We start from the raw sequence: 22,704 nt of genomic DNA, 5'->3' as shown, positions 1-22,704 counted from the left end.
AACCAGATCCGCCTACTGGTCGATTGCAACGACCATACTATCCGACAAGAATGGCAGCCGTCTTCGAGAGCATCGGCTGTGCCGGGACTGTGGTTGCTACGACCTACAACGGTAGCGAAGCGAACCCAAGGGATGAATAACAACCGCGTGCCGAACGGGTCGCCGACGACTTGCAAGTACGAGACCGCAAGCCGACGAGCGATCCTGTTTTAACGGCCTTGGAAAATCTTGATGATCTTCGGAGTAAAGCGGCGTTGTCTGACGTTGACGACATCGTCATAGGTAATGCGGCCAGAAACCAGCGCTGCAACAAATCGCTCGCATGCAACCCTCGGAGCGTCCTTGTCCGAAACGTTTGTCACGAGACCCGCGCCGCGGCGGCCATTTGCATCAAATCCCGATGCACAATCTTTAATTACTTCATTTCTTGCTCTTGAGCTGCCCTGCAGCAAAGTCACGTATGTATCATAATCCTGACGCGTTGGCACGCAGGCGGTCAGTAGTCCCATGGCAATCATTACTGTTACAATACGAGCGCGCATTATTATCTTGTTCCCTTAGCTACCGAATGATCAACCTCTGATATCTATTTCGATTCGTGTGACGCGCGAAAGACCACGCGCGAAATTCTAAGGATCTCGCCGGAGAGTGGAAACGCTCTTGCTTCAAATTCTGGATGAATCGCAGCCGCTACAGCCGGATTTTGGAATGGTCACCATGACATCCGCCCCCGCTGTCGCGAGCTTCAGCTCTTTTTCAGCGATCCAGGAAATGCTCGAAGTAGACCTCAGGGATCGGGTAGGCGTAGACGCCTCGATCGACGAAGCCGCGTCTGTAGAGGCAGCTCCTAAGCGCCGCGTTGTAATGCAGGCTGTGCGCATCCGGCGAGCCGCGTCGCAAGGAGCCTGCCTCCGGCACGCACCACCGGAGCGCCTTGTCGTATCGAGCCAGGAGGACCGGATCGGTATCGACCCGGATGCCGCTGTAGGATTGATAGTTTGAAGGAGATTCCGCGGCCGAAATACAGCCCAAGCTAAGTGCAACGCCAACGACTGCCATCAATCTCATTGGATTTCATTCTCCCGTGATCGATTAACGAAGTAATCGAACGGAAGGTTATTGGTTTCAATGCCTGCGGGCAAGGGGGCTGATGGCCTCGGATCCGATCGGCGTGTGCCCTGGATTGCCGACGCTTCCGCGACAGATGAGCCTCTATCGCGAAGCGCCGGCAGATCTCGCTCATCGATCAATCCAAGAGGTCTGCCGGTACTTTGCCGCCATTTTCCGAAAGCCGTTTCATCAGCGCCTTGTGCAGCCACATATTCATTTTGGCGGAATCACCGCTGTCGCCGGTATAGCCGAGTTCAGCGGCAAGTTCCTTGCGCTCGGCCATGCTCGCATCCATCCCGACGGCCTTCATCAAATCCACGATCGAGTGGCGCCAATCGAGTTTCTGGCCGCTCTTTTTCACGGCCGCGTCGAGGATCGGGACGATATCGACGTTGGCTGCGGACGGGGCCGCGGCCGGCTTGCTCTGAGCGGGAGAGGCCGCAGGGCTGGGACTGGGCGCTGCCGACGGCGAGACGGGAGCCTGGGCGGGCTGCGTCTTCGGCGCGCCTGATGCAACGGGTTCGGCTGCTTTCGCTTCTCCGAAGATTGCATGTTTGATCTTGTCGAAAATGCCCATTCTTGAACCTCCGGCTCCATTTAGATAAGAACATGCTGAAACATGGGCTTCCTGGCTGATATATCCAGACGGAAGCGAGTTCTTTTTCGTCGTCTCAATCAATGGTGAGGAGTCCAGCTTGCCGGCACAGAAGATTCCTGGTGCGGCCGGGAGGGAAATACTCGGCAGGCGCTCCAGTCAAGGCAAGACATGTTCGCTTTCGGCACAGTGCGGTTGGCAGTTCGTATTTCAATAACCGTGAAAGATCATTGCCCGCCGTCGAGGCGACTTGCCGTGCCATCTCGTGAAACATTCGTCATCCCTTCACGTTGCCTTGCCATGGGCGTCCTGCAGGTTGCAGGCGTCCAGACGATCGAAGGCACGCGCGTTCCTCGATTTTCGATTGCCGATCGCTCGGCGAATGGAAACGGAGGAAAACATGACCCATAACCATAATAGGCTATCGCTGGCGGTGCTTGCATCCACCTGCGCCCTGCTTGCCATGCCGGCAAGCGATGCGCACGCTATCGACGTCGGCATATCGGTGAATGCAGGCAATGCCGCCAGCGCCGATGCCAATGCGTCCGTCGGCGGTTCGAGCGGCGTCAATGCCGACGCGACCGCCAATGCCGGCGGCGGGCGGGGCATCGATGCCGATCTCAACGCCGGGGTCGGCGGCGGCAACGGTCTCGACGCGAACGCCAATGCCGGGATCGGCGGCGGGCGTGGCACCAATGCCGATCTCAATGCACGCATCGGCGGCTCCGATGGGCTTGATACCGACGCCACGGTCTCGGTCAGACGCGGCAGCGGCGTCGATGCCGATCTCGCCATCGGCAGGGCAGGCGGCAGCAGCGAATCCACGGCTGAGAATAACCTCAGCGCGTCGCAGGCCCGCATCCTGGACGACTTCCGGTCGAGGCCGGTCAATGAGCAGCGCAAGATGCTTGTCCGTTGCGCTGATATCTCCTCCCCGGATGGTTCGGCCTCAGGCGGCTCCGATTCCGGTCTGGCCGGCCTCTGCAGCCTGCTTCAGGCGTCAGCCTCGCGCTGAACGTGAAAGACCCGCCGAGCCGGAAGGCGCGGCGGGTCTTTTAGATAGCTTCAGCTCCCAAGCCTAATGCAGGATCTGGCTGAGGAACAGCTTGGTGCGTTCGTGCTGCGGATTGTCGAAGAACTCGGCCGGCGAATTCTGCTCGACGATCTGGCCCTGGTCCATGAAGATGACGCGGTTGGCGACCTGGCGGGCAAAGCCCATTTCATGGGTGACGCAGAGCATGGTCATGCCTTCCTCGGCAAGACCCACCATGGTGTCGAGCACTTCCTTGATCATCTCGGGATCGAGCGCCGAGGTCGGCTCGTCAAACAGCATGATCTTCGGGTTCATGCACAGCGAGCGGGCGATCGCCACGCGCTGCTGCTGGCCGCCGGAAAGCTGCCCCGGATATTTGTTGGCCTGCTCCGGGATCTTGACGCGCTTCAGAAAGTGCATGGCGATTTCTTCCGCCTGCTTCTTCGGCATCTTGCGCACCCAGATCGGCGCCAGCGTGCAGTTTTCGAGGATCGTCAGATGCGGGAAGAGGTTGAAGTGCTGGAACACCATGCCGACCTCGCGGCGCACCTCGTCGATCTTCTTCAGATCGTTGGTGAGTTCGGTGCCGTCGACGATGATGTTGCCCTTCTGGTGCTCTTCGAGGCGGTTGATGCAGCGGATCATCGTCGACTTGCCGGAACCAGACGGCCCCGCAATGACGATGCGCTCGCCGCGCATGACCTTAAGATTGATGTCGCGCAGCACGTGGAAATCGCCGTACCACTTGTTCATGTTGATGATTTCGATCGCCACTTCCGTAGCGGAAACGGTGAGCTTTTTAGCTGGAGCTTCAGCCATGATTGTTTTCCCTCATTCTTATCGTTTGTGGCCGGTGTCGAGATGGCGTTCCATGAAGCCTGAATAGCGCGACATGCCGAAGCAGAACAGCCAGAAGATGAACCCGGCGAAGATCAGACCTGTGATCGGTGTGACGGCGCTTGCCCAGTTGGCATCGGAGAAGTTCAGCTTGACGATACCGAGCAGATCGAACATGCCGATAATCGTGACCAGCGATGTGTCCTTGAACGTTCCGATGAAGGTGTTGACGATGCTCGGGATCACCAGCTTGATGGCCTGCGGCATGATGATCAGCCGGGTCTTCTGCCAATAGCCGAGACCGAGCGAATCGGCACCCTCGAACTGTCCCTTCGGGATCGCCTGAAGGCCACCGCGGATCACTTCCGCCATATAGGCCGACGTGAAAATTGAAACGCCGATCAGCGCGCGCAGGAGTTTGTCCACGTTCCAGCCTGTGGGAAGGAAGAGCGGCAGCATCACGCTTGCCATGAACAGAACGGTGATCAGCGGAACGCCTCGAATGACCTCGATGAAGGTAACGCAGAGCATGCGGATGACCGGCATCTTCGAGCGGCGTCCCAGTGCAAGCAGAATGCCGCAAGGCAAGGAAACGGCAATACCGACAAAGGACAGGACGAGCGTCACCATCAACCCGCCCCAGAGCGGTGTCTCCACCACTTCGAGGCCGAAGCCGCCGTGAAGAAGCCAGAAGGCGATGATCGGCAGGACGGCGAACAGAAGAATGGCGTTCAGGCCCTTGCGCGGCGCCGAAGGGATCAGCATCGGAACCAGCAGCACAATGAACAGGATCCCGACGATCGCCGGCCTCCAGCGCTCGTCGAGCGGATAGCGGCCGAAGATAAACTGATCGTACTTGGCACTGACGAAGGCCCAGCATGCGCCACTCCAGCCCTCGGGCTGGATGCCGCCCTGGATCGTCGTTGCGCAGAATGTACGGTCCGGCCCGGACCATACGGCCTGGATGAACAGCCAGTTGACGAGATGCGGTACGGCCCATGCGATCAGCGCAAGAGCCAGGATGGTCAGGATCACGTCTTTCGGGGTGGCGAGGAGATTGCGGCGTATCCAGGCAACGGCTCCCCTTTCCCCGGGCGGGGGCGGTTCGGCCGCAAGGATTGACGTTCTGACGAAGGGTTTATCGGCGACCGACATCTTATCTCTCCACCAGTGCCATCTTGGCATTGAACCAATTCATGAACAGCGACGTGAGAATGCTCAGGCTGAGATAGACGATACCCCAGATGCACACGATTTCGATCGCTTGACCGCTCTGATTGAGGATTGTGCCGCCGACGGCAACGAGATCCGAGAAACCGATCGCGATGGCGAGGGAGGAATTCTTGGTCAGGTTCAGGTATTGGCTCGTCAGCGGCGGGATGATGATGCGCAGCGCCTGCGGCACCACGACAAGTCTCGTCACGCTCGACGGATGCAGCCCCAGCGCGCCGGCTGCCTCGGATTGTCCCTTTGGAACCCCGCGAATGCCGCCGCGAACGATCTCGGCGATGAAGGAGGCGGTATAGAAGGACAGGGCGAGAAACAGCGATATGAATTCTGGGCCGACAACCGAGCCGCCCGTCAGATTGAACTTTCCGGCGACGGGAACGTCGAAGGTGAGCGGAAAGCCCGAGGCAACGAAGACCAGCATCGGTAGGCCGACAATCAGCGCGATCGACGCCCATACCGTATGGAATGGCCGTCCGGTTGCAGCCTGCCGTTTATGGGCCCAGCGCGCCATGATGATGGTGGCGACAATCGCAATCACCAGAGCAATGCCGACCGCGATCATGCCTGTCTCGAAGATCGGCTTCGGGAAGGCTAGTCCTCTGTTGTTGAGGTACATGCTGAACGGCAGCCCTACCGATTCGCGCGGCTGCGGCAGGACGGAGAGAACGCCGAGATACCAAAAGAAGATGACGAGCAGCGGCGGAATGTTGCGGAAAATTTCGACATAGACCGTGCAGAGCTTGGCAATCAGCCAGTTCCGCGACAGCCGGCCGATGCCGATAATGAAACCGATGATGGTCGCCGTGACGATACCCGTCACCGCCACCAGCAAAGTATTCAGAATACCGACGAAAAGTGCGCGTGCATAAGTCGAGTCGCTTGAATAGCCGATCAACGACTGGCCGATTTCGAAACCGGCGCGACCGCGAAGAAAGCCGAAACCCGATGCCGTATTGCTGCGGGCAAGGTTCACCGCCGTGTTGTGGGCCACCCACCACACAAACGCCACGAGGGCAATAATTGTCAAAACCTGGAAAAATATGCTCCGGTATTTCGGGTCGTACATTGCCGACCGGAAAGTCCAGCCGGTGTCATGCAAAGGTGTCCTATCCACAGCCCCATGCGTCATGCCGCGCCAATCCCCTTGTGCCCGTTTTCGGGCTTTCTTTTTAACTTTTTGGAAGTGGGAAGGCGGCTGGCCGCCTTCCCGGCATTTCATGCCAGTGCTCGATTAGCGAACCGGCGGTGCGTACTGGATGCCGCCCTTGTTCCAGAGAGCATTCAAGCCGCGTGCGATCTTGAGCGGGCTACCCTGACCGATGTTGCGTTCGAAGACTTCGCCATAATTGCCGACGCCCTTGACGACGTTGTAGGCCCAATCATTGGTCAGGCCGAGATCGGTGCCGATCTTGGTGTCGGCCTCGCTGCCGAGGAAGCGCTTGATGTCCGGGTTCGGCGAGTTCTTCATCTCGTCGACATTGGCCTGGGTGATGCCGAACTCTTCGGCATTGATGAGCGCATAAGCTGTCCAGGAGACGATGTCGAACCACTGATCGTCGCCCTGACGGACGGCCGGGCCAAGCGGTTCCTTCGAGATGATCTCGGGAAGGATGACGTGTTCGTCGGGATTCTTGAGCGTCAGACGCAGTGAATAGAGACCGGACTGGTCGGTCGTGTAAACGTCGCAACGACCGGCGTCGTAGGCCGCGTTGACCTCAGGAAGATTTTCGAAGACGACCGGATTGTACTGCAGATTGTTCGTCTTGAAGTAATCGGCGAGGTTCAGTTCGGTGGTGGTGCCCGACTGTACGCAAATTGCGGCGCCGGAGAGTTCGAGAGCCGACTTCACGTTCAGGCTCTTTCGGACCATGAAGCCCTGACCGTCGTAATAGGTGACAGGACGGAAGTTGAAGCCAAGCGCTGTGTCACGATTGATCGTCCAGGTCGTGTTGCGCGAGAGAACGTCGATTTCGCCGGACTGCAGAGCGGTAAAGCGCTCCTTCGCGTTTGTCGGCGTGTACTTGACCTTGGTGGGGTCGCCGAAGACGGCCGAAGCGACGGCCTTGCAGAAGTCGACGTCGAAGCCAGCCCAATTGCCGGAAGCGTCAGGTGCGGCAAAGCCGGTAAGTCCGGTATTGACGCCGCACTGAACAAAACCCTTGGCCTTGACGTCCGTGAGTGTCGTGGCCGAGGCAGCCGAGGTGCCAAGAGCGAAAACTGCTGCGCCGATTGCGGCGGACAGAAGCTTGTTCTTCATTTTTTCCCAACCTTTTCCGTTGTCTTATATTTTCTTGTGGGGAGTTCCGGCGGAAAAACCTGCCGCCCCCATTGTCTCGACACCCTCCCGGCGCGAGTGCCCTATCACAGTCGCAAATGTCACCATGGTCAAGTGTCGCCATCAATAATTGCGGCAAAATTCAGAATTTTGGCAGATTGCGCCGCATTCGAGGGCGGTTGGCTAGGAAATAGGCGTCCGATTGCGGAAAAATAACGCGAAATTCGGAAATTCCATCATTCTCCAGCGTTGCCGGCAACCGCTCTTCGAGGGGTTGACCGGAAACGGCAGGGCGTCCAAAAGTCTGGTTTTCGTGCCCCTTTGCCAAAGGCTATTTCCGACATGAAAGACAAAGACAGCTTGCTGCAGAATGCCGGCATCAACACCCGCCTGACCCATATCGGCAATGATCCTTTCGACTATCACGGCTTTATCAATCCGCCGGTCGTGCACGCCTCGACGGTGTTGTTTCCGAATGCGCGGACGATGGAGACGCGGGCGCAGAAATACACCTACGGAACGCGCGGCACGCCGACGACGGATGCGCTCTGCGAGGCGATCGACGCACTTGAAGGCTCGGCCGGCACGATCCTGGTGCCTTCCGGCCTTGCGGCCGTCACCATTCCCTTCCTGGGTTTCGTCGCCGCCGGCGATCATGCGCTCGTCGTCGATTCGGTCTACGGCCCGACGCGCCATTTCTGCGACACGATGTTGAAGCGTCTTGGTGTCGAGGTCGAATATTATGACCCGTCGATCGGCGCCGGCATCGAGGCGCTGGTCCGGCCCAATACCAAGCTCGTCCACACCGAGGCTCCCGGCTCCAATACTTTCGAAATGCAGGATATCCCGGCGATCTCGGCAGTGGCGCACCGCCATGGCGCCGTCGTCATGATGGACAATACCTGGGCGACGCCGCTCTATTTTAAGCCGCTCGATCACGGCGTCGACATCTCCATCCATGCCTCGACGAAATATCCGTCCGGCCATTCGGATATCCTGCTCGGAACGGTGTCGGCCAATGCCGAGCATTGGGAGCGGCTGAAGGAGGCGAACGGCGTGCTCGGCATCTGCGGCGCGCCCGATGATGCCTATCAGATCCTGCGCGGCTTGCGCACCATGGGCCTGCGCCTCGAGCGGCATTATGAAAGCGCGCTTGATATCGCGGAATGGCTGGAGGGCAGGGAGGATGTCGCCCGTGTGCTGCATCCGGCCCTGCCGAGTTTCCCCTCTCACCATCTGTGGAAGCGCGATTTCAAGGGCGCCAGCGGCATCTTTTCCTTCGTGCTTGCCGCCGATGGTCCCGAGAAGTCCAGAGCAAAGGCGCATGCTTTCCTCGACGCGTTGAGGATTTTCGGTCTCGGCTATTCCTGGGGCGGCTTTGAAAGCCTCGCCTTGCACGCCTATCTCGCCGATCGCAAGGTCGCCAAAGCCCCGACCGATGGTGCGGTCATCCGCCTGCAGATCGGCATTGAGGATGTGGTTGACCTCAAGGCCGATATCGAACGGGGTTTTGCGGCCGCAAGCGCCGTCTGACCCTGCGCTCTATGGCAGGCGCACGGACTGATAGCCGTAAACCCAGTCGAGATCCGCCGCCAGGCTTTGCGGCGGCTTGAGGCCGAGCACCAGATCACGGCCGATCCGGATCGGCCCTTTTGCATGATAGGCGAACCGGTTGAAGGCGCCGCGCTGGCGAAGTTTCGCAATGCGCGGCGCACGATGTCTTTCGAACAGTGCCAGGGCGCCCGCCACCGGACGATTGGAAAGAAAGGCGGCAAGTTCGTAGGCGTCTTCGATCGCCATCGCCGCGCCCTGGGCGGCAAACGGCATCATCGCATGCGCGGCGTCGCCGATCAGAACCGTCTTGCGGCCGTCCTGCCACGCGCCTGATGTGGTTTCGAACAGCGGCCAGAATGTCAGCTTCCGGTGTCCTTCGAAGAGTGAGACGATCGCCGCGTTCCAGCCGGAAAAGCGTTTCCTGAGCTCTGCGCGCTGCTCGGCCGTCGGTTCGCTTTGCCAGGCCTGCGGCGCGATATTGCCGGCGGTGATCGCCACCATGTTGAAGCTGCCGGTCTCCCTCAAAGGATAGCAGACGAGATGCGCCGCCCCGCCGAGGAAAGCACAAACGCTTGTGCGATCGAGGAAACCAGGCGCTTCGTCCGCGGCAATGGTGAAGCGGTAGGCGATATTGCCGGAAAAGCGGGGCGAGGGGCCGCCCGGAACCAATTGCCGGAGCTTCGACCAGACGCCGTCGGCGCCGATGACGACATCGGGCGCTCGCTCGAAATCCGGCAGCGCCGATTCCATCCTGATACCAAGGCGAAGCCGGCAGAGCGGATCGGCCGCGACAGCCGCCAGAAGCGCTTTCTGCAACGTCGTGCGATGCAGGACGCCATAGGGAGCGCCCCAGCGCTGCCGCGCGAATGTGCCTGCCGGTACCGCCGCCAGCTGGCGCAGCGAACTGCCCGAGATCAGCCGGATCGTCTCCGGTTCGAGCCAGACCTTTGATAGTCCTTCAAGGATGCCGAGTTCGGCAAGGATGCGGGAGGCGTTGGGCGAAACCTGCAAGCCGGCGCCGATGTCGGTGAGTTCGCCCGCCTGCTCGAAGATGTCGGAACTGATGCCCCGGCGCGAAAGCGAAAGCGCAGCGGTCAGCCCCGATATCCCGGCGCCGATGATGGCGGCATGTGCGACCGGCATTATCAGTCCGATCCGGATCTCGGCGGGTTAAGCCGCCTTCACGTGGAAAACGCAGCCGGCCGGGTTGGTCTGGCTGGGCTTCAGCGCCGAATTGAAGCGATAGAGCGTCGAGCAGTAGGAACAGACCTTCTCGTTGTCGTCGCCCATGTCGATGAAGATGTGCGGATGATCGAAAGGGGCCGAAGCGCCGGTGCACATGAATTCCTTGACGCCGACTTCGATAACCCGGTGACCGCCATCGTTCTGGAAGTGGGGAATATTGTGGCCGGCCATGTCGCTCTCCGAATGCTTGAAATCTGCGCGGACCTTATAAGCCTTTGCCGCAAATGTGTAGAGCCAAAGCGCCGCGGTGGGTACTGTTTTTAGCCGCAGTTTTGGCTTCACGCTGACAGGCCGCTCGACTATGGTCGCGCCAAAAGGAAGACCCGATGAACCTGAACACGCCTGCATTTTCAAGCTTCACCCATGACGGATTGCAGCTCGCCTTCTTCGATGAGGGCGATCCGGCCGGCGTGCCCGTCCTGTTGATCCACGGTTTTGCCTCGACAGCAAACGTCAACTGGGTGCATCCGGGCTGGCTGAAGACGCTGGGGGATGCCGGCTACCGGGTGATCGCCATCGACAATCGCGGCCACGGCGCAAGCGACAAGCCGCACGACACTGAGGCCTATCGTCCATGGGTGATGGCCGGCGATGCGATCGCTCTTCTGGACCATCTCGGCATTCCGGAAGCCAATGTCATGGGCTATTCGATGGGTGCGCGCATTTCCGTCTTTGCCGCCCTTGCCAATCCGCATCGCGTCCGTTCGCTGGTGCTCGGCGGCCTCGGTATCGGCATGACAGACGGCGTCGGCGACTGGGATCCGATCGCCGATGCCCTGCTTGCTCCTTCACTTGAGGACGTCGCTCATGAGCGTGGCCGGATGTTCCGGGCCTTCGCCGAGCAGACCAAGAGCGACCGCGTCGCCCTTGCCGAGTGCATCCGCGGCTCGCGCGATCTCGTCGCTCGTTCGGATATGGGAAAGCTCGACATGCCGGCGCTGATCGGCGTCGGCACCAAGGATGATATCGCCGGCTCGCCGCAGGAACTGGCGGCGCTGATGCCCGATGCCGAGGCGCTCGATATTCCGGGCCGCGATCATATGCTCGCCGTCGGCGACAGGGTTTTCAAGCAGGCGGTGCTGGCCTTCTACGCGAAAGTCGCCAGTGGGTGACATCGGTGGTGACATCATCGTGATGCCGAAACCCCATGCTAAAAAACCATGGCGACGGCACCCATTTATGTTATTGGCGTTTTCCACTATATATTGGCATTCCGAAAACGGCATTCCCATTGGCAACGAGGAGAGCGGCGATGGTCGCCAAGACTGACATTCGTGCTTTTGAGACAGGCCATCCGCTGAAGGTGATGGATCCCATCTGGGACAGCCTGCGCGAGGAAGCCCGGCTCGCCGCCGAACGGGATCCGGTTCTCGCCGCCTTCCTCTACTCGACGGTGATCAACTACCATTCGCTCGAGGAATGCGTCATCCATCGCATCTGCGAACGTCTCGATCACCCCGACATGCAGGCGAACCTGCTTCGCCAGACCTTCGAGGAAATGCTCTCCGATTGGCCGGAATGGAGCTCCATTCTGCGCGTCGATATCCAAGCCATCTACGACCGCGATCCCGCCTGCCTGCGGTTCATGGAAGCCGTGCTCTATTTCAAGGGCTTCCATGCGCTGCAGACGCATCGTCTCGCCCATTGGCTGCTGAACCGCGGCCGGCGAGATTTCGCGCTCTATCTGCAAAGCCGCTCCTCCAGCGTCTTCCAGACCGATATCAATCCGGCCGCCCGTATCGGCAAGGGCATCTTCCTCGATCACGCCACCGGCCTCGTCGTCGGCGAGACGGCTGTGATCGGCGACAATGTCTCGATCCTGCATAACGTGACGCTCGGCGGAACCGGCAAAGAGGGGGCCGACCGCCATCCGAAGATCGGCAGCGGCGTCATGATCGGCGCCGGCGCGAAGATCCTCGGCAATATCGAGATCGGCTACTGCTCACGCATCGCTGCCGGCTCCGTCGTCTTGAAGGCGGTGCCGCCGAAGAAGACCGTTGCCGGCGTGCCGGCCAAGGTCGTCGGTGAGGCCGGGTGTTCCGAGCCGTCGCGCAACATGGACCAGGTGATCGGCGCCGATATCTGATCGGCTGCCGGAAAAGGATTGGGAAAAGTCGGCAGGCCCCAAGTGGGGACGGAAATTGCCAAGTGGCAACCTTGCCTTTACACCGCTGCTTTTCCTGTGCAAGAAGCGGCCAATCAAGACCGTTTACGGAGATGACAGAGTGAAGCCTGAAGAAATCAAGAAGCTCGACGCCTATTTCAAACGCATGCTCAACCCGCAGATCGTCGTCAAGGCGCGTCCGCGCAAGAATGATTCTGCGGAAGTCTATCTCGGCGAAGAATTTCTGGGCGTCGTCTATATCGATGACGAGGACGGCGACCGCTCCTACAACTTTTCGATGGCAATCCTCGACGTCGATCTCTGATCGCGCTCGAACGCTTTCAAAGGACCGAACGGCGCGATCCGTTCGGTCTTTTTTTGTTTTCTGGGCTTGGCCCGAAAATTTATTTAAAGCCTCCGGTTGCGCTGATCTGATATATATTAGCAAAATCAGTTAAAGACGTACGTGCCCCGGCGCGCATCCTTTGTTTTATAATCGCAGCACAACCAATGGATGTTTTGCATCGCACAAGACTACTTGACTATTTGTGCGTTGCAGCTACCCTGCCGCCATCCCACAGCCCAACGGAGGACGGTCATGTTCAACTTTGACGATGCAAACAGGAAGAGCAAGGAAGCCGTCGATACGGCGCTGAGAACCTATTCCGATACGACCAAGGGCTTTCAGGCGATCGCCGCCGAAGCCGCTGACTATTCGAAGAAATCCTTTCAGGACGCGGTGACGCATTTCGAAACCCTGGCCGGCGTCAAGAGCTTCGAGGCCGCTTTCGAACTTCAGACCAATTACGTCAAGTCCTATTTCGAAGGCCTCGTCTCCGAGACGACGAAGCTCGGCGAGATGTATGCCGATCTCGCCAAATCCGCCTACAAGCCCTATGAAGCGCCGATCGCCGCTGCCGTTGCCAAGACCCCCAGGCAGGCCCAGCCTTCCACACCAGCCGCTGCATGAATTGATTGCGACGGCGCAACCTGCGCTACATATTGAAATTTAAGGACCGGCTACGCATCTGTGGCCGGTCTTTTTGTTTCTACTTTCGCTGCAACACCTCCAATGGGATCGCCGGGGACTTTTTTGGTCTTTCCCGTGCATGCCGGCCATTTCTTGATTGCAGTGACTGACAGGGGGCTTAAAATCGGCCTATTATGAACTAAGTTAGTGTTTCAGATATTCGGCGGGAAAAGCACCCTCCCATGCTCCGCCGGATTGCTTGAGGAATGAATGACAATGATCGCAAAGCCGATCCGGATGCAGAACGACAGCGATAGGAACGGGGAGAACGGAAATCGAACCTCGGTCATCACACGCACCAAGCCGAAGACCAAGAAGCCCAATCTCTACCGCGTGCTGCTTTTGAATGACGACTACACGCCCATGGAATTCGTCATCCATATTCTGGAGCGTTTTTTTCAAAAGGATCGTGAAAGTGCCACCCGCATCATGCTCCATGTCCATAACCACGGCGTCGGCGAATGCGGAATATTCACATACGAGGTGGCGGAAACGAAGGTCAGCCAGGTGATGGACTTCGCCCGGCAGCACCAGCATCCGCTACAATGCGTCATGGAAAAGAAGTGAGGATCTGAACGTGCCAACATTTTCGCCTAGTTTAGAGAAGGCGCTCCATCAGGCACTGACCTTTGCCAACGAGCGGCATCATGAATATGCGACGCTCGAGCATCTGCTGCTCGCCCTGATTGACGATGCCGATGCGGCCGCGGTTATGGGCGCCTGCAACGTCGATCTCGACGCGCTGCGCAAGACGCTCGTCGAATATGTCGATAACGAACTCTCCAATTTGATTACCGGATATGACGAGGATTCGAAGCCGACCTCCGGCTTCCAGCGTGTGATCCAGCGTGCCGTCATCCATGTGCAATCGTCCGGCCGCGAAGAGGTGACCGGCGCCAACGTGCTCGTCGCGATCTTCGCCGAGCGCGAAAGCCATGCCGCTTATTTCCTGCAGGAGCAGGAGATGACCCGCTACGACGCCGTCAACTATATCTCCCACGGCATCGGCAAGCGCCCGGGCGCTTCGGAAGCGCGCCCCCCGCGCGGCGCCGAGGAGGAAGCCGAAAGCAGCAAGCCGACGGCGCGCGGCGGCGAGGAAGAGGGCGGCCCCAAGAAGCAGCAGGATGCGCTCAAGGCCTATTGCGTCAATCTCAACGAGAAGGCCAAGGGCGGCAAGATCGACCCGCTGATCGGCCGTCACGCCGAGGTGAGCCGCACCATCCAGATCCTGTGCCGCCGCTCGAAGAACAATCCGCTCTATGTCGGTGATCCCGGCGTCGGCAAGACGGCGATCGCCGAAGGCCTTGCCAAGCGCATCGTCGAAGGCAAGGTTCCCGAAGCGCTGGCCGATGCGACGATCTTCTCGCTCGACATGGGCACGTTGCTCGCCGGCACGCGTTACCGCGGCGATTTCGAGGAGCGCCTGAAGCAGGTCGTCAAGGAACTGGAAGAATATCCGGGCGCGGTGCTGTTCATCGACGAGATACACACGGTGATCGGCGCCGGCGCCACCTCGGGCGGCGCCATGGATGCATCGAACCTCTTGAAGCCGGCCCTGTCGTCGGGCGCGATCCGCTGCATCGGCTCGACCACCTACAAGGAATATCGCCAGTTCTTCGAAAAGGACCGGGCGCTGGTCCGCAGGTTCCAGAAGATCGACGTCAGCGAGCCGTCGATCGACGATGCGATCGAGATCATGAAGGGCCTGAAGCCCTATTTCGAAGAATATCATCACCTGCGTTATTCCAACGACGCCATCAAGTCGGCCGTCGAACTGTCGGCCCGTTACATCTCCGACCGCAAGCTGCCGGACAAGGCAATCGATGTGATCGACGAGACGGGTGCTGCCCAGATGCTGCTGCCGCCGTCGAAGCGCCGCAAGCTGATCACCGAAAAGGAGATCGAGGCGACGGTTGCCACGATGGCGCGCATTCCGCCGAAGACCGTCTCCAAGGATGACGAAGCGGTGCTTGCCAATCTCGAGCAGGAACTGCGTTCGGTCGTCTACGGCCAGGATATTGCCATCGAAGCCCTGTCGACCTCGATCAAGCTGGCGCGCGCCGGCCTTCGCGAGCCGAACAAGCCGATTGGCGCCTATGTCTTCTCCGGTCCGACCGGCGTCGGTAAGACCGAGGTGGCAAAGCAACTGGCATCGTCACTCGGCGTCGAGCTGCTGCGCTTCGACATGTCGGAATACATGGAGCGGCATACGGTGTCGCGCCTGCTCGGTGCACCTCCCGGCTATGTCGGCTTCGACCAGGGCGGTCTCTTGACCGATGGCGTCGACCAGCACCCGCATTGTGTGGTCCTGCTCGACGAAATCGAGAAGGCGCATCCCGACATCTACAATATCCTGCTGCAGGTCATGGACCACGGCACGCTGACCGACCACAACGGCAAGAAGATCGACTTCCGCAACGTCATCCTGATCATGACGACGAATGCGGGCGCGTCCGAAATGGCCAAGGCGGCGATTGGCTTCGGCTCGTCCAAGCGCACCGGCGAGGACGAGGAGGCGCTGACCCGCCTGTTCACGCCGGAATTCCGCAACCGCCTCGACGCGATCATTCCCTTCGCGGCACTGCCGACGGCCGTCATCCACAAGGTCGTGCAGAAGTTCATCATGCAGCTGGAGGCCCAGCTTTCCGAAAGGAACGTCACCTTCGACCTGCATGAGGATGCGATCGCCTGGCTTTCGGAAAAGGGTTACGACGAGAAGATGGGCGCCCGCCCGCTTGCCCGCGTGATCCAGGATACGATCAAGAAGCCGCTTGCCAACGAAATCCTCTTCGGCAAGCTGAAGAAGGGCGGCGTCGTCAACGTCACGGTCGGTCCGAAGGAAGACGGCAAGCCTGGCATCGTGCTGGAAGCCATCCCGGATACGGCGCCGATCAAGCCGAAGCCGGAAGCCGAAGTCGTCCATCCCGATGCCGACGGCGAAAGCGATGGCGAGCTGAAGACCAAGGCGGCGCCCAAGACCCGCGCCAAGACGGTCCCGCAGGCCGAGCCCGAGGTCCGTGACGCCCCGAAAAAGGGCACCACGGTTCCGAAGGTCCCGCGCAAGAAGTGAGCTTTCGTCATGGAATTGAAAAAGGCCGCGTCATCCGCGGCCTTTTTCGGTTTCTGCTCTTTCGGTAGCCTCTGCCTCGCTTCGGGATCGATGTCAGGCCAGGGCCGCCCTGATCTTTTCGGCATGGGCCGCAAGCACGGCGCCATCCTCCATCTTGCCGGAGTGCGGCTTGAGTGCGGCGCCCTCATGGCGCGGGATGACGTGGAAATGCAGATGAAAGACCGTTTGCCCGGCAGCCGGTTCGTTGAACTGGGCGATGAACACGCCGTCGGCGTCGAAGACGTCCTTGAGCGCATTGGCGACCTTCTGGACGACTGTAATGGCATGGGTGAGGGTGACGGGATCGGCATCGAAGATATTGCGCGATGCTGCCTTCGGAACGACCAGCACATGGCCTGGCGCCTGCGGCATCACATCCATGAAGGCGACGGTATGCTGGTCTTCATAGATACGGTGCGAGGGAATTTCGCCGCGCAGGATCTTGGCGAAGATATTGTTGTCGTCATAAGCGGCCGGGTTGGTCATCGCGAAATCTCCTCTTTCTGCAGTCGTTGATCGGGTAACGCGGCCGGCGGGGCGGCGTCAATCCTCCTGCTGACGCTCGCCCTTGCGGAACGGGCTGTGCTCGGCGAGCAGCTCGCTCATCTGTTCGACATCGGCGCGCTCGCGGGCGAGATAGTCGCCGATTGCGCGGCGAAGGCCGGCATGGGCGACATAATGGGCCGAATGCGTCGTCACCGGCAGGTAGCCGCGCGCCAGCTTGTGTTCGCCCTGGGCGCCGGCCTCGACCCGCTTCAACCCTTTCGAAAGGGCGAAGTCGATCGCCTGGTGATAGCAGACCTCGAAATGCAGGAAGGGATGATCCTCGATGCAGCCCCAGTGACGGCCATAGAGCGTATCGCCGCCGATGAAGTTGATCGCGCCGGCGACATAGCGCCCGTCGCGCTTGGCCATGACCAGCAGGATGTCGTCGGCCATGCGCTCGCCGATCAGCGAATAGAATTGGCGGGTGAGGTAGGGCCGACCCCATTTGCGGCCACCGGTATCCATGTAGAAGTTGAAGAACTGATCCCAGATGCGCTCCGTCAGGTCGCGGCCGGTCAGCCAGTCGATGCTGATGCCGTTTTCGAGGGCGGCACGGCGCTCCTTGCGCAACGCCTTGCGTTTGCGCGAGGCAAGCGTTTCGAGAAATTCCTCGTGATTGGCATAGCCGTCATTGATGAAATGGAACTGCTGGTCGGTGCGGTGAAGATAGCCGTCCATCTCGAAGACGCCGATCTCCTCATCCGGCACAAAGGTGATATGGGCCGAGGAGACGCCGAGCCGGCGCACGACCTCCTTCAGGCTTTCGGCAATCGCGCTTTGGACAGGCAGCCGCTGTAGCCCCTCGGCAACGAGAAGGCGCGGGCCTGTCGCCGGCGTGAACGGAATGGAACACTGAAGTTTGGGGTAATAACGCCCGCCGGCCCGCTCGAAGGCGTCGGCCCAGCCATGATCGAAGACATATTCGCCCCGGCTGTGGTTTTTGAGATAGCCGGGCAGGGCGCCGATCAGTTCGCCGCGATCGGTTTCGAGCAGCAGGTGGTGGCCGAGCCAGCCGGTCTCGGCATCGGCAGAACCGGATTCCTCCAGCGACGATAAAAAGGCGTGTGAAACGAATGGGTTGTAGGCAAGCGTCGTGCCGTTCTTCGATGCCCCGGAAAGCCTGGACCAGCTTTCCGGGGAAATCGCTGTGAAGGAGCGTTCGACGCGAATGGTGAGGTCATCGGTCATGGGGCAAATGCGAAGCCTGTGGGCGGGCGGTTTCGGCTTTTCCTCAATCTGCGCATGATCTTGGCCAAAAAGCGAGCGTCAAACCGCCACACGCGGGTCGAAGCCTTCGAAGGTCATCTGGTCCGCGTTGGCGAAGGTCCGCCGGCGCGCCTCTTCGTCGCGCACCGTCCAGGTGATGACGGGGATTCTCTTTTCGCGTTCGCCTGAGATGAAGGCGTTCGGCAGGTCGTCATAATAATAGGAGATGAAATCGAGACCGATCTCCATCGCCTTGGCATGCGTCGCGAATTCCTCCGGCGTGTTGCCGTTGGCGGTCAGCCCGAGCGGGTAGGGTGCGCCAAGCGCCTTCAGATCGCGCAGCAGCCAGTGGTCGAAGCTCATCAGCGCCACCTTGCCCTCATAGCCCTCAAGCACCTCGAGCACGGCTTCGGCGAAACCCTCGTCATCGGCCTCTCGGCCCTTGAGCTCCAGCACCAGCGGCACCTTGCCCTGCACGAGATCAAGGAGCTGGCGGAGCGTCGGCACCTTGTCTCCAGTGCCGCCGACGGCGATCAGCCCGAGCTCGCGCGAGGTGCGCTCGCGGACGTCGCCGGTGAGATTGCAGAGCCGCTGCAGGTCTTCGTCGTGAAAGACGACCGGCACGCCGTCGGAGGCGTAATGCAGATCGCATTCGATCGCAAAGCCCGCTTCGACGGCGCGCGAGAAGGCCGAAAGCGTATTTTCCCAGACGAGTTTATTGAGATCGTGATAGCCGCGATGGGCGACCGGCACGTCCCGGATCCAGGCCGCATTGGTCATTCTGCGATTTCCATGATAGCATCGATCTCGACGGCGGCGTTCAGCGGCAGGGCAGCCATGCCGACAGCGGCACGCGCATGTTTGCCGGCCTCGCCGAGCACGCCGGCAATCAGGTTCGAAGCGCCGTTGATGACGAGATGCTGCTCGACGAAGTCGGGCGCCGAGGCGACGAATCCGTTCAGCTTGATGACGCGCCGGATACGGCCGAGATCGCCGCCAAGTGCCGCCTTCGCCTGCGCAAGAATGTTGATGGCGCAGAGTTCGGCGCCGCGCTGGCCGGCGGCAACGTCGACGGTCTTGCCGAGATGGCCGGAGACGGCGATCTTGCCGCCTTCGAGCGGCAACTGGCCGGAGATGTAGAGAAGATTGCCGCTGATGACGTAGGGAACGTAATTTGCAGCAGGGGCTGCGGCTTCGGGCAGGGTTATCCCCATCTCAGTCAGGCGCTTTGCAATTTCATCGGACATTTTCGTCTCCGCTTTTGTTGTCAATGCTTCAAAAACCACGAGGTGGCGACTTTCGGTGTTTTTGACTGTTCATTTCGTGTGTCTTAGGTTATTGAATTTCCTAGACTATTTCGATATCATGTTCGTGAGTGTTCACACCTATTCGCACAAATGCAGGACGCAAATGGGGGATAGAGTGGGGGTACGATGTGGGCACAGTACGGGCTCCGATGCCACAGCGTGGTGCGTTTCCCGGTCGAAGTGATCATAGGAGCCTTTTGATGGCAAGAGAATTACACAGGCTTTCGGCACGAGGAATTGAATCCACTACCAAGAAAGGGACAGAAGGCTACGGCGCACATAATGACGGGGGTGGCCTCACGCTCGTTATAGACAAGTTCGGGGCTCGCTGGCTTTTCAAGTTCACGTCGCCCGTCACCAGCAAACGTCGTGAGATGGGCCTTGGCACGTTGGCTACCGTTTCCCTCGCCAGCGCTCGTGAGAAAGCGTCAGAGGGTAGGGCGCTGATCGCAAAGGGCCTCGATCCCTTGGTTGAGCGCGACCGTGCAGCAGCAGAAGCAACACGGGATTCCGTGACCTTCGAGCAATGCGCCAACGACACCCGTGACGTCCTGCGCAAGAAATGGACGTTCGAAGGGGCCATTGAGCAGTGGAATCGCGTCGTCAAGGAATTGGGCGATCTGCGTTCCATGCTCATCAAGGACATTCGCGGCGTCGATATTGCCAAGGCCCTTGCTGTTTTCGATGACCGGCCCACCACGAAGAAGAATGCGTTGTCGGTCATACGGCGCACGATGGAAACGGCCATCGCGTCTGAACTCCGCGAGGATAACCCGGCGATGACCTCACGCGTCGGTCGCCTCACATCCTTGGAATACAAAGGCGGCAACAACCCCTCCATGCCCTATTCCGATGTCCCGGCGTTTGTCGCATCGCTACGCGCAAAGGACAGCCGCGCCGCACGTGCCTTTGAACTGCTGATCCTGACGGGGGCGCGCAAAGAGGAGGTAGCGGGTATGCTGCGTGACGAACTTGATCTCGGGAAATTTATCTGGACGATCCCCGCTGAGCGCACGAAGCAACGCCGAGAGCACGTGGTACCCCTAACCCGTAGGGCCGCTGAGATACTGCGGCAGCAACTCGACATGGTCGATTGTATGGTCAGCGAGATCAACGCGCATACTAAGCGCCCTGTGGAAACCCCTGCGCATGTTTGGGCTGACCTGCGATCCCCGCGACTGTCGCATAACGCGTTTCAACACCTACTTCCTGCTGGCGTATCGGTTCATGGGTTCCGCTCATCACTGCGCGAGTATCTTGGCGACGAAACGAACGTGTCATGGAACACTGCTGAGGAAACGCTCGGGCACAAGGTCGGGGATGCGACTGCGAAGGCGTACCGCCGCGCACCTGGCCTCGCAAAGCGCGGTGAGGCTCTGAAATATTGGGCCGATTTTATCGATGGTAGTTCAAACGAAACTACCAACAAGATTGACAAGACCCATGCTGCACAGGGCATTGAGGAGCACGCAGCATGAAGAAGAAGGACACAACCCCTAGTGCTATCCCGAAGACCGCGCTGTTATCCGCGACTGCTGCTGCGAAACTTATCGGCCTTGGGCGTACCCGGTTCTGGCAGCTACGGCAGCAATTCGATCTCCAGAAGGTCTCATGGTCACCGGCTACACGGCCTCTTTATCGGTATGAAGATGTCATGGCCCTCCGCAACCGAGAGGTTGCTGATCAGGATGATCATGGTGAGGCTATTCCTGCTGCGCCGGTTCATGCCCGGCCAGCGAAAGCCGAAGCTCAAGAGATCGATCCAAGGGTGATCCTTGCCGTTGACGCCGGATACGCGGTTCCGGAACATCTTCGGCACGTGACACTTGCGGAGTTCAGAGCGCTGCGCGATGGTGATCCCCTACCGGAGTAGCAGGAACAAGCCGCGCCTCTATTTCGATCCACAAAACAAAAAAAAAAAGCCCCGCCAATAAGCGGGGTTTTTCCTGGTCTCATATTTGGTCGCTGACGAGCGTTCGGTCGCCGCTAATACGTCGGTCGGACTTGTCGCTAAATCGCGCTGCTGAGCGAGTGCGGCACTTTGCTGCCTGCCACAGGTGTTGGGCGGGCCAGCACGATCTTCGTCACGGCCCGTTCCTCGGCGGGAGGCTTGGGAAGCGGGCGACCTTCGATCAGAGCGAGGATCGCTTCCGGGGTCTCAACAACTGCCAGAACTTCTTCGCGGCCATCTGAAAGCTCGATGTGTGAGCCAACAGGTTCACTCCCCTCATAGTAACGAGTTATCTTGTCGGCGTTTATCCACGTCGGACTGGTGATTTGGTTCTCACTCGCCCAAATGGGTATGTCATCAGCGTCAGATTCAATTACAGTCAACTTGATAAACTTCGACACTTCCAGTCTCCTTTTCGCTTGGTTTGGGTTTGCATCGACCAGCTTAGAGGCTTTGGCTCAAGTGTCAATTAGGCATGTAAATACAATGGATTAGGTGGCGGCGTGTGTGCTGTTCAGGAGCGTTCCACAGTGTCCACAGGTGTCCGCATCTGGCCTTACGATTTTTTTTTTCAGTTTGGCTGACATGCGCCCATCGAGGATGTTCGGTGCTGATTGACAAGTACGGGAACCTCGGCAGCAAGCTAGTTGCTTTCTTCCCCTTCTTGGTTCTCGATCATTAGCAGATCAGGATAGCGCCTGATCACGTCGGCGCACGCTCGCACCCTACCTTCTGTTTTGATTTGATTTTGGAATGAGTCCTGTCCTTCCTCGACTAAGTCAGAAAGGCTCGGCTCATGCTTCGCGAACGCGAACACCACCTCTGCAAGGGTTTCGCCTTCACTCGTTTGGTTCATGTCCATGCACTCACCAGATGCAGTCATAATTTCGCCTACCGCAATCGCCTCTTCTCGTTGGATCGCCGATGCATTAGCTGGTGCCACAGTGAGGACGACACCGAAGGCGAGGGTGAGGAAGCTGCGCATGCTGTCCGCTCTAGTTGAGATTGCTGGGCCTCGGATAGCACGCTTCGGTTGCCAAGGGTAGGATGGCACATCCGGGTTTGTTCAAAGCGAGCAATTCATTTTGAATCCCGTTTAGATTCGCTGTATTTTGTCGTCGGGTGAAATGAGCCCCTTGAGAGCGCTCGCAGTGGAAAAAAAAAAACAGGCGTCGAGCCTGTCTGGAGCGACGTTTTCGTACTTGGGGTGTGACGGCGCTTTTGGAGCGTTGATAGCAGCAAGTTTGCTTTGCACAACGCGTTGTGCAAAGCGTTGCACATGTGCAAAGCGATCCAGTAGATGCTCGACAAAATCGAGCTCAAAATTTTGCACATTGCACAAACCTTGCATAACGGTTTGTGCAAAGGAAAATTTAAAATATTACAATGCTTTCACATATGATTTTGTACATTGCATAAAGGGGTGATGATACAGGCAATATGTTCAACGTTGAACATTATATAAAGGGGGCTTATTAGTAAGCGCTGTGCTGACCCCACCTTCCGGATCAGCGTATGATTGTCGATGTTCAGCCTCGAAAGAGGGCTTGGACATATGTCGATTTCAGAGCT

At 59.0% G+C, this 22,704-nt stretch carries 25 protein-coding genes; 10 read left to right on the top strand and 15 right to left on the bottom strand.

All coding sequences use genetic code 11. From position 1 onward, the window contains the following. Positions 1 to 209: 209 nt before the first annotated feature. The 3 genes from BBJ66_RS32905 to BBJ66_RS07465 form a co-directional block, all read right to left on the bottom strand. Positions 210 to 542 carry a hypothetical protein gene (locus BBJ66_RS32905; protein ID WP_083335529.1) on the bottom strand — a complete coding sequence of 111 codons (333 nt, stop codon included), beginning with the start codon at positions 540 to 542 and terminating at the stop codon, positions 210 to 212. Between the two features lie 214 nt (positions 543 to 756). Further along, positions 757 to 1,068: a hypothetical protein gene (locus BBJ66_RS32900; RefSeq protein WP_083335528.1), complete on the bottom strand. Its 312-nt coding sequence runs from the start codon at positions 1,066 to 1,068 to the stop codon at positions 757 to 759. A gap of 178 nt (positions 1,069 to 1,246) precedes the next feature. Beyond that, positions 1,247 to 1,687: a DUF3597 domain-containing protein gene (locus BBJ66_RS07465; RefSeq protein WP_049735234.1), complete on the bottom strand. Its 441-nt coding sequence runs from the start codon at positions 1,685 to 1,687 to the stop codon at positions 1,247 to 1,249. A 418-nt stretch (positions 1,688 to 2,105) separates the two neighbouring features. Here BBJ66_RS07465 and BBJ66_RS07460 point away from each other — a divergent pair, with 418 nt between their 5' ends. Beyond that, on the top strand, positions 2,106 to 2,720 hold the full coding sequence (locus BBJ66_RS07460) for a hypothetical protein (protein ID WP_071086011.1): 615 nt from the start codon (positions 2,106 to 2,108) through the stop codon (positions 2,718 to 2,720). A gap of 63 nt (positions 2,721 to 2,783) precedes the next feature. Here the strand turns inward: BBJ66_RS07460 and BBJ66_RS07455 are convergent, their stop codons facing one another. From BBJ66_RS07455 to BBJ66_RS07440, 4 genes are all read right to left on the bottom strand, one after another. Further along, positions 2,784 to 3,557, bottom strand: coding sequence for an amino acid ABC transporter ATP-binding protein (locus BBJ66_RS07455; protein WP_049735232.1), 774 nt, complete (start codon positions 3,555 to 3,557; stop codon positions 2,784 to 2,786). Between the two features lie 18 nt (positions 3,558 to 3,575). Next, on the bottom strand, positions 3,576 to 4,730 hold the full coding sequence (locus BBJ66_RS07450; protein ID WP_049735231.1) for an amino acid ABC transporter permease: 1,155 nt from the start codon (positions 4,728 to 4,730) through the stop codon (positions 3,576 to 3,578). A gap of 1 nt (position 4,731) precedes the next feature. Then, positions 4,732 to 5,934 (bottom strand): amino acid ABC transporter permease, encoded by a 1,203-nt coding sequence (locus tag BBJ66_RS07445; protein ID WP_049735230.1) that lies wholly within the window; start codon positions 5,932 to 5,934, stop codon positions 4,732 to 4,734. 102 nt (positions 5,935 to 6,036) lie between these two features. Continuing rightward, positions 6,037 to 7,062 carry an amino acid ABC transporter substrate-binding protein gene (locus BBJ66_RS07440; RefSeq protein WP_071086009.1) on the bottom strand — a complete coding sequence of 342 codons (1,026 nt, stop codon included), beginning with the start codon at positions 7,060 to 7,062 and terminating at the stop codon, positions 6,037 to 6,039. 360 nt (positions 7,063 to 7,422) lie between these two features. Here BBJ66_RS07440 and BBJ66_RS07435 point away from each other — a divergent pair, with 360 nt between their 5' ends. Next, positions 7,423 to 8,613 (top strand): cystathionine beta-lyase, encoded by a 1,191-nt coding sequence (locus BBJ66_RS07435; protein ID WP_071086006.1) that lies wholly within the window; start codon positions 7,423 to 7,425, stop codon positions 8,611 to 8,613. Positions 8,614 to 8,622: 9 nt separating this feature from the next. Here the strand turns inward: BBJ66_RS07435 and BBJ66_RS07430 are convergent, their stop codons facing one another. Beyond that, positions 8,623 to 9,777, bottom strand: coding sequence for an FAD-dependent monooxygenase (locus BBJ66_RS07430; protein ID WP_071086004.1), 1,155 nt, complete (start codon positions 9,775 to 9,777; stop codon positions 8,623 to 8,625). A gap of 27 nt (positions 9,778 to 9,804) precedes the next feature. Beyond that, positions 9,805 to 10,050 carry a zinc-finger domain-containing protein gene (locus BBJ66_RS07425; RefSeq protein WP_003539274.1) on the bottom strand — a complete coding sequence of 82 codons (246 nt, stop codon included), beginning with the start codon at positions 10,048 to 10,050 and terminating at the stop codon, positions 9,805 to 9,807. A 155-nt stretch (positions 10,051 to 10,205) separates the two neighbouring features. Between BBJ66_RS07425 and BBJ66_RS07420 the strand changes: the two genes are divergently transcribed. From BBJ66_RS07420 to clpA, 6 genes are all read left to right on the top strand, one after another. Continuing rightward, complete coding sequence (locus BBJ66_RS07420; protein WP_049735226.1) at positions 10,206 to 10,991, top strand: alpha/beta fold hydrolase; 786 nt, start codon at positions 10,206 to 10,208, stop codon at positions 10,989 to 10,991. Between the two features lie 140 nt (positions 10,992 to 11,131). Continuing rightward, positions 11,132 to 11,965 carry a serine O-acetyltransferase gene (cysE, locus tag BBJ66_RS07415; RefSeq protein ID WP_012557537.1) on the top strand — a complete coding sequence of 278 codons (834 nt, stop codon included), beginning with the start codon at positions 11,132 to 11,134 and terminating at the stop codon, positions 11,963 to 11,965. A gap of 139 nt (positions 11,966 to 12,104) precedes the next feature. Further along, positions 12,105 to 12,308 (top strand): DUF3126 family protein, encoded by a 204-nt coding sequence (locus tag BBJ66_RS07410; RefSeq protein ID WP_037094675.1) that lies wholly within the window; start codon positions 12,105 to 12,107, stop codon positions 12,306 to 12,308. Between the two features lie 273 nt (positions 12,309 to 12,581). Next, entirely contained in the window at positions 12,582 to 12,953 is a 372-nt protein-coding gene (locus tag BBJ66_RS07405; protein ID WP_071086003.1) for a phasin family protein, read from the top strand. Between the two features lie 276 nt (positions 12,954 to 13,229). Beyond that, positions 13,230 to 13,580, top strand: a complete 351-nt coding sequence (clpS, locus tag BBJ66_RS07400; RefSeq protein ID WP_003586692.1) for an ATP-dependent Clp protease adapter ClpS — start codon at positions 13,230 to 13,232, stop codon at positions 13,578 to 13,580. A 10-nt stretch (positions 13,581 to 13,590) separates the two neighbouring features. Next, entirely contained in the window at positions 13,591 to 16,083 is a 2,493-nt protein-coding gene (gene clpA, locus BBJ66_RS07395; RefSeq protein WP_049735224.1) for an ATP-dependent Clp protease ATP-binding subunit ClpA, read from the top strand. A gap of 93 nt (positions 16,084 to 16,176) precedes the next feature. Here clpA and BBJ66_RS07390 read toward each other — a convergent pair whose 3' ends face one another. The 4 genes from BBJ66_RS07390 to BBJ66_RS07375 form a co-directional block, all read right to left on the bottom strand. Next, the gene (locus BBJ66_RS07390) at positions 16,177 to 16,608 is read right to left on the bottom strand and encodes an HIT family protein (RefSeq protein ID WP_049735223.1); all 432 of its coding nucleotides are present in this window, start codon (positions 16,606 to 16,608) and stop codon (positions 16,177 to 16,179) included. Positions 16,609 to 16,665: 57 nt separating this feature from the next. Then, positions 16,666 to 17,856, bottom strand: a complete 1,191-nt coding sequence (locus tag BBJ66_RS07385; protein ID WP_049735222.1) for a GNAT family N-acetyltransferase — start codon at positions 17,854 to 17,856, stop codon at positions 16,666 to 16,668. Positions 17,857 to 17,934: 78 nt separating this feature from the next. Next, positions 17,935 to 18,654, bottom strand: coding sequence for a glycerophosphodiester phosphodiesterase (locus tag BBJ66_RS07380; protein WP_049735221.1), 720 nt, complete (start codon positions 18,652 to 18,654; stop codon positions 17,935 to 17,937). Beyond that, entirely contained in the window at positions 18,651 to 19,121 is a 471-nt protein-coding gene (locus BBJ66_RS07375) for a RidA family protein (RefSeq protein WP_003579028.1), read from the bottom strand. Before BBJ66_RS07375 ends, BBJ66_RS07380 begins: the two co-directional genes overlap by 4 nt. Positions 19,122 to 19,381: 260 nt before the next feature. Here BBJ66_RS07375 and BBJ66_RS07370 point away from each other — a divergent pair, with 260 nt between their 5' ends. Both BBJ66_RS07370 and BBJ66_RS07365 read left to right on the top strand, forming a co-directional pair. After that, positions 19,382 to 20,659 (top strand): tyrosine-type recombinase/integrase, encoded by a 1,278-nt coding sequence (locus BBJ66_RS07370; protein ID WP_071086001.1) that lies wholly within the window; start codon positions 19,382 to 19,384, stop codon positions 20,657 to 20,659. After that, positions 20,656 to 21,054 carry a hypothetical protein gene (locus tag BBJ66_RS07365; protein WP_071085999.1) on the top strand — a complete coding sequence of 133 codons (399 nt, stop codon included), beginning with the start codon at positions 20,656 to 20,658 and terminating at the stop codon, positions 21,052 to 21,054. Before BBJ66_RS07370 ends, BBJ66_RS07365 begins: the two co-directional genes overlap by 4 nt. Positions 21,055 to 21,191: 137 nt before the next feature. Here the strand turns inward: BBJ66_RS07365 and BBJ66_RS07360 are convergent, their stop codons facing one another. Beyond that, positions 21,192 to 21,533 carry a hypothetical protein gene (locus tag BBJ66_RS07360; protein ID WP_071085997.1) on the bottom strand — a complete coding sequence of 114 codons (342 nt, stop codon included), beginning with the start codon at positions 21,531 to 21,533 and terminating at the stop codon, positions 21,192 to 21,194. Positions 21,534 to 21,775: 242 nt separating this feature from the next. Further along, on the bottom strand, positions 21,776 to 22,117 hold the full coding sequence (locus tag BBJ66_RS07355) for a hypothetical protein (RefSeq protein WP_071085996.1): 342 nt from the start codon (positions 22,115 to 22,117) through the stop codon (positions 21,776 to 21,778). Positions 22,118 to 22,704 lie beyond the last annotated feature (587 nt).

It is taken from the genome of Rhizobium sp. RSm-3 (assembly GCF_001854685.1).
GTDB classification, from domain to species: domain Bacteria; phylum Pseudomonadota; class Alphaproteobacteria; order Rhizobiales; family Rhizobiaceae; genus Rhizobium; species Rhizobium ecuadorense.
The sequence above is the reverse complement of the archived record's forward strand: the minus strand, read 5'-3'. Positions and strand labels throughout refer to the sequence as shown.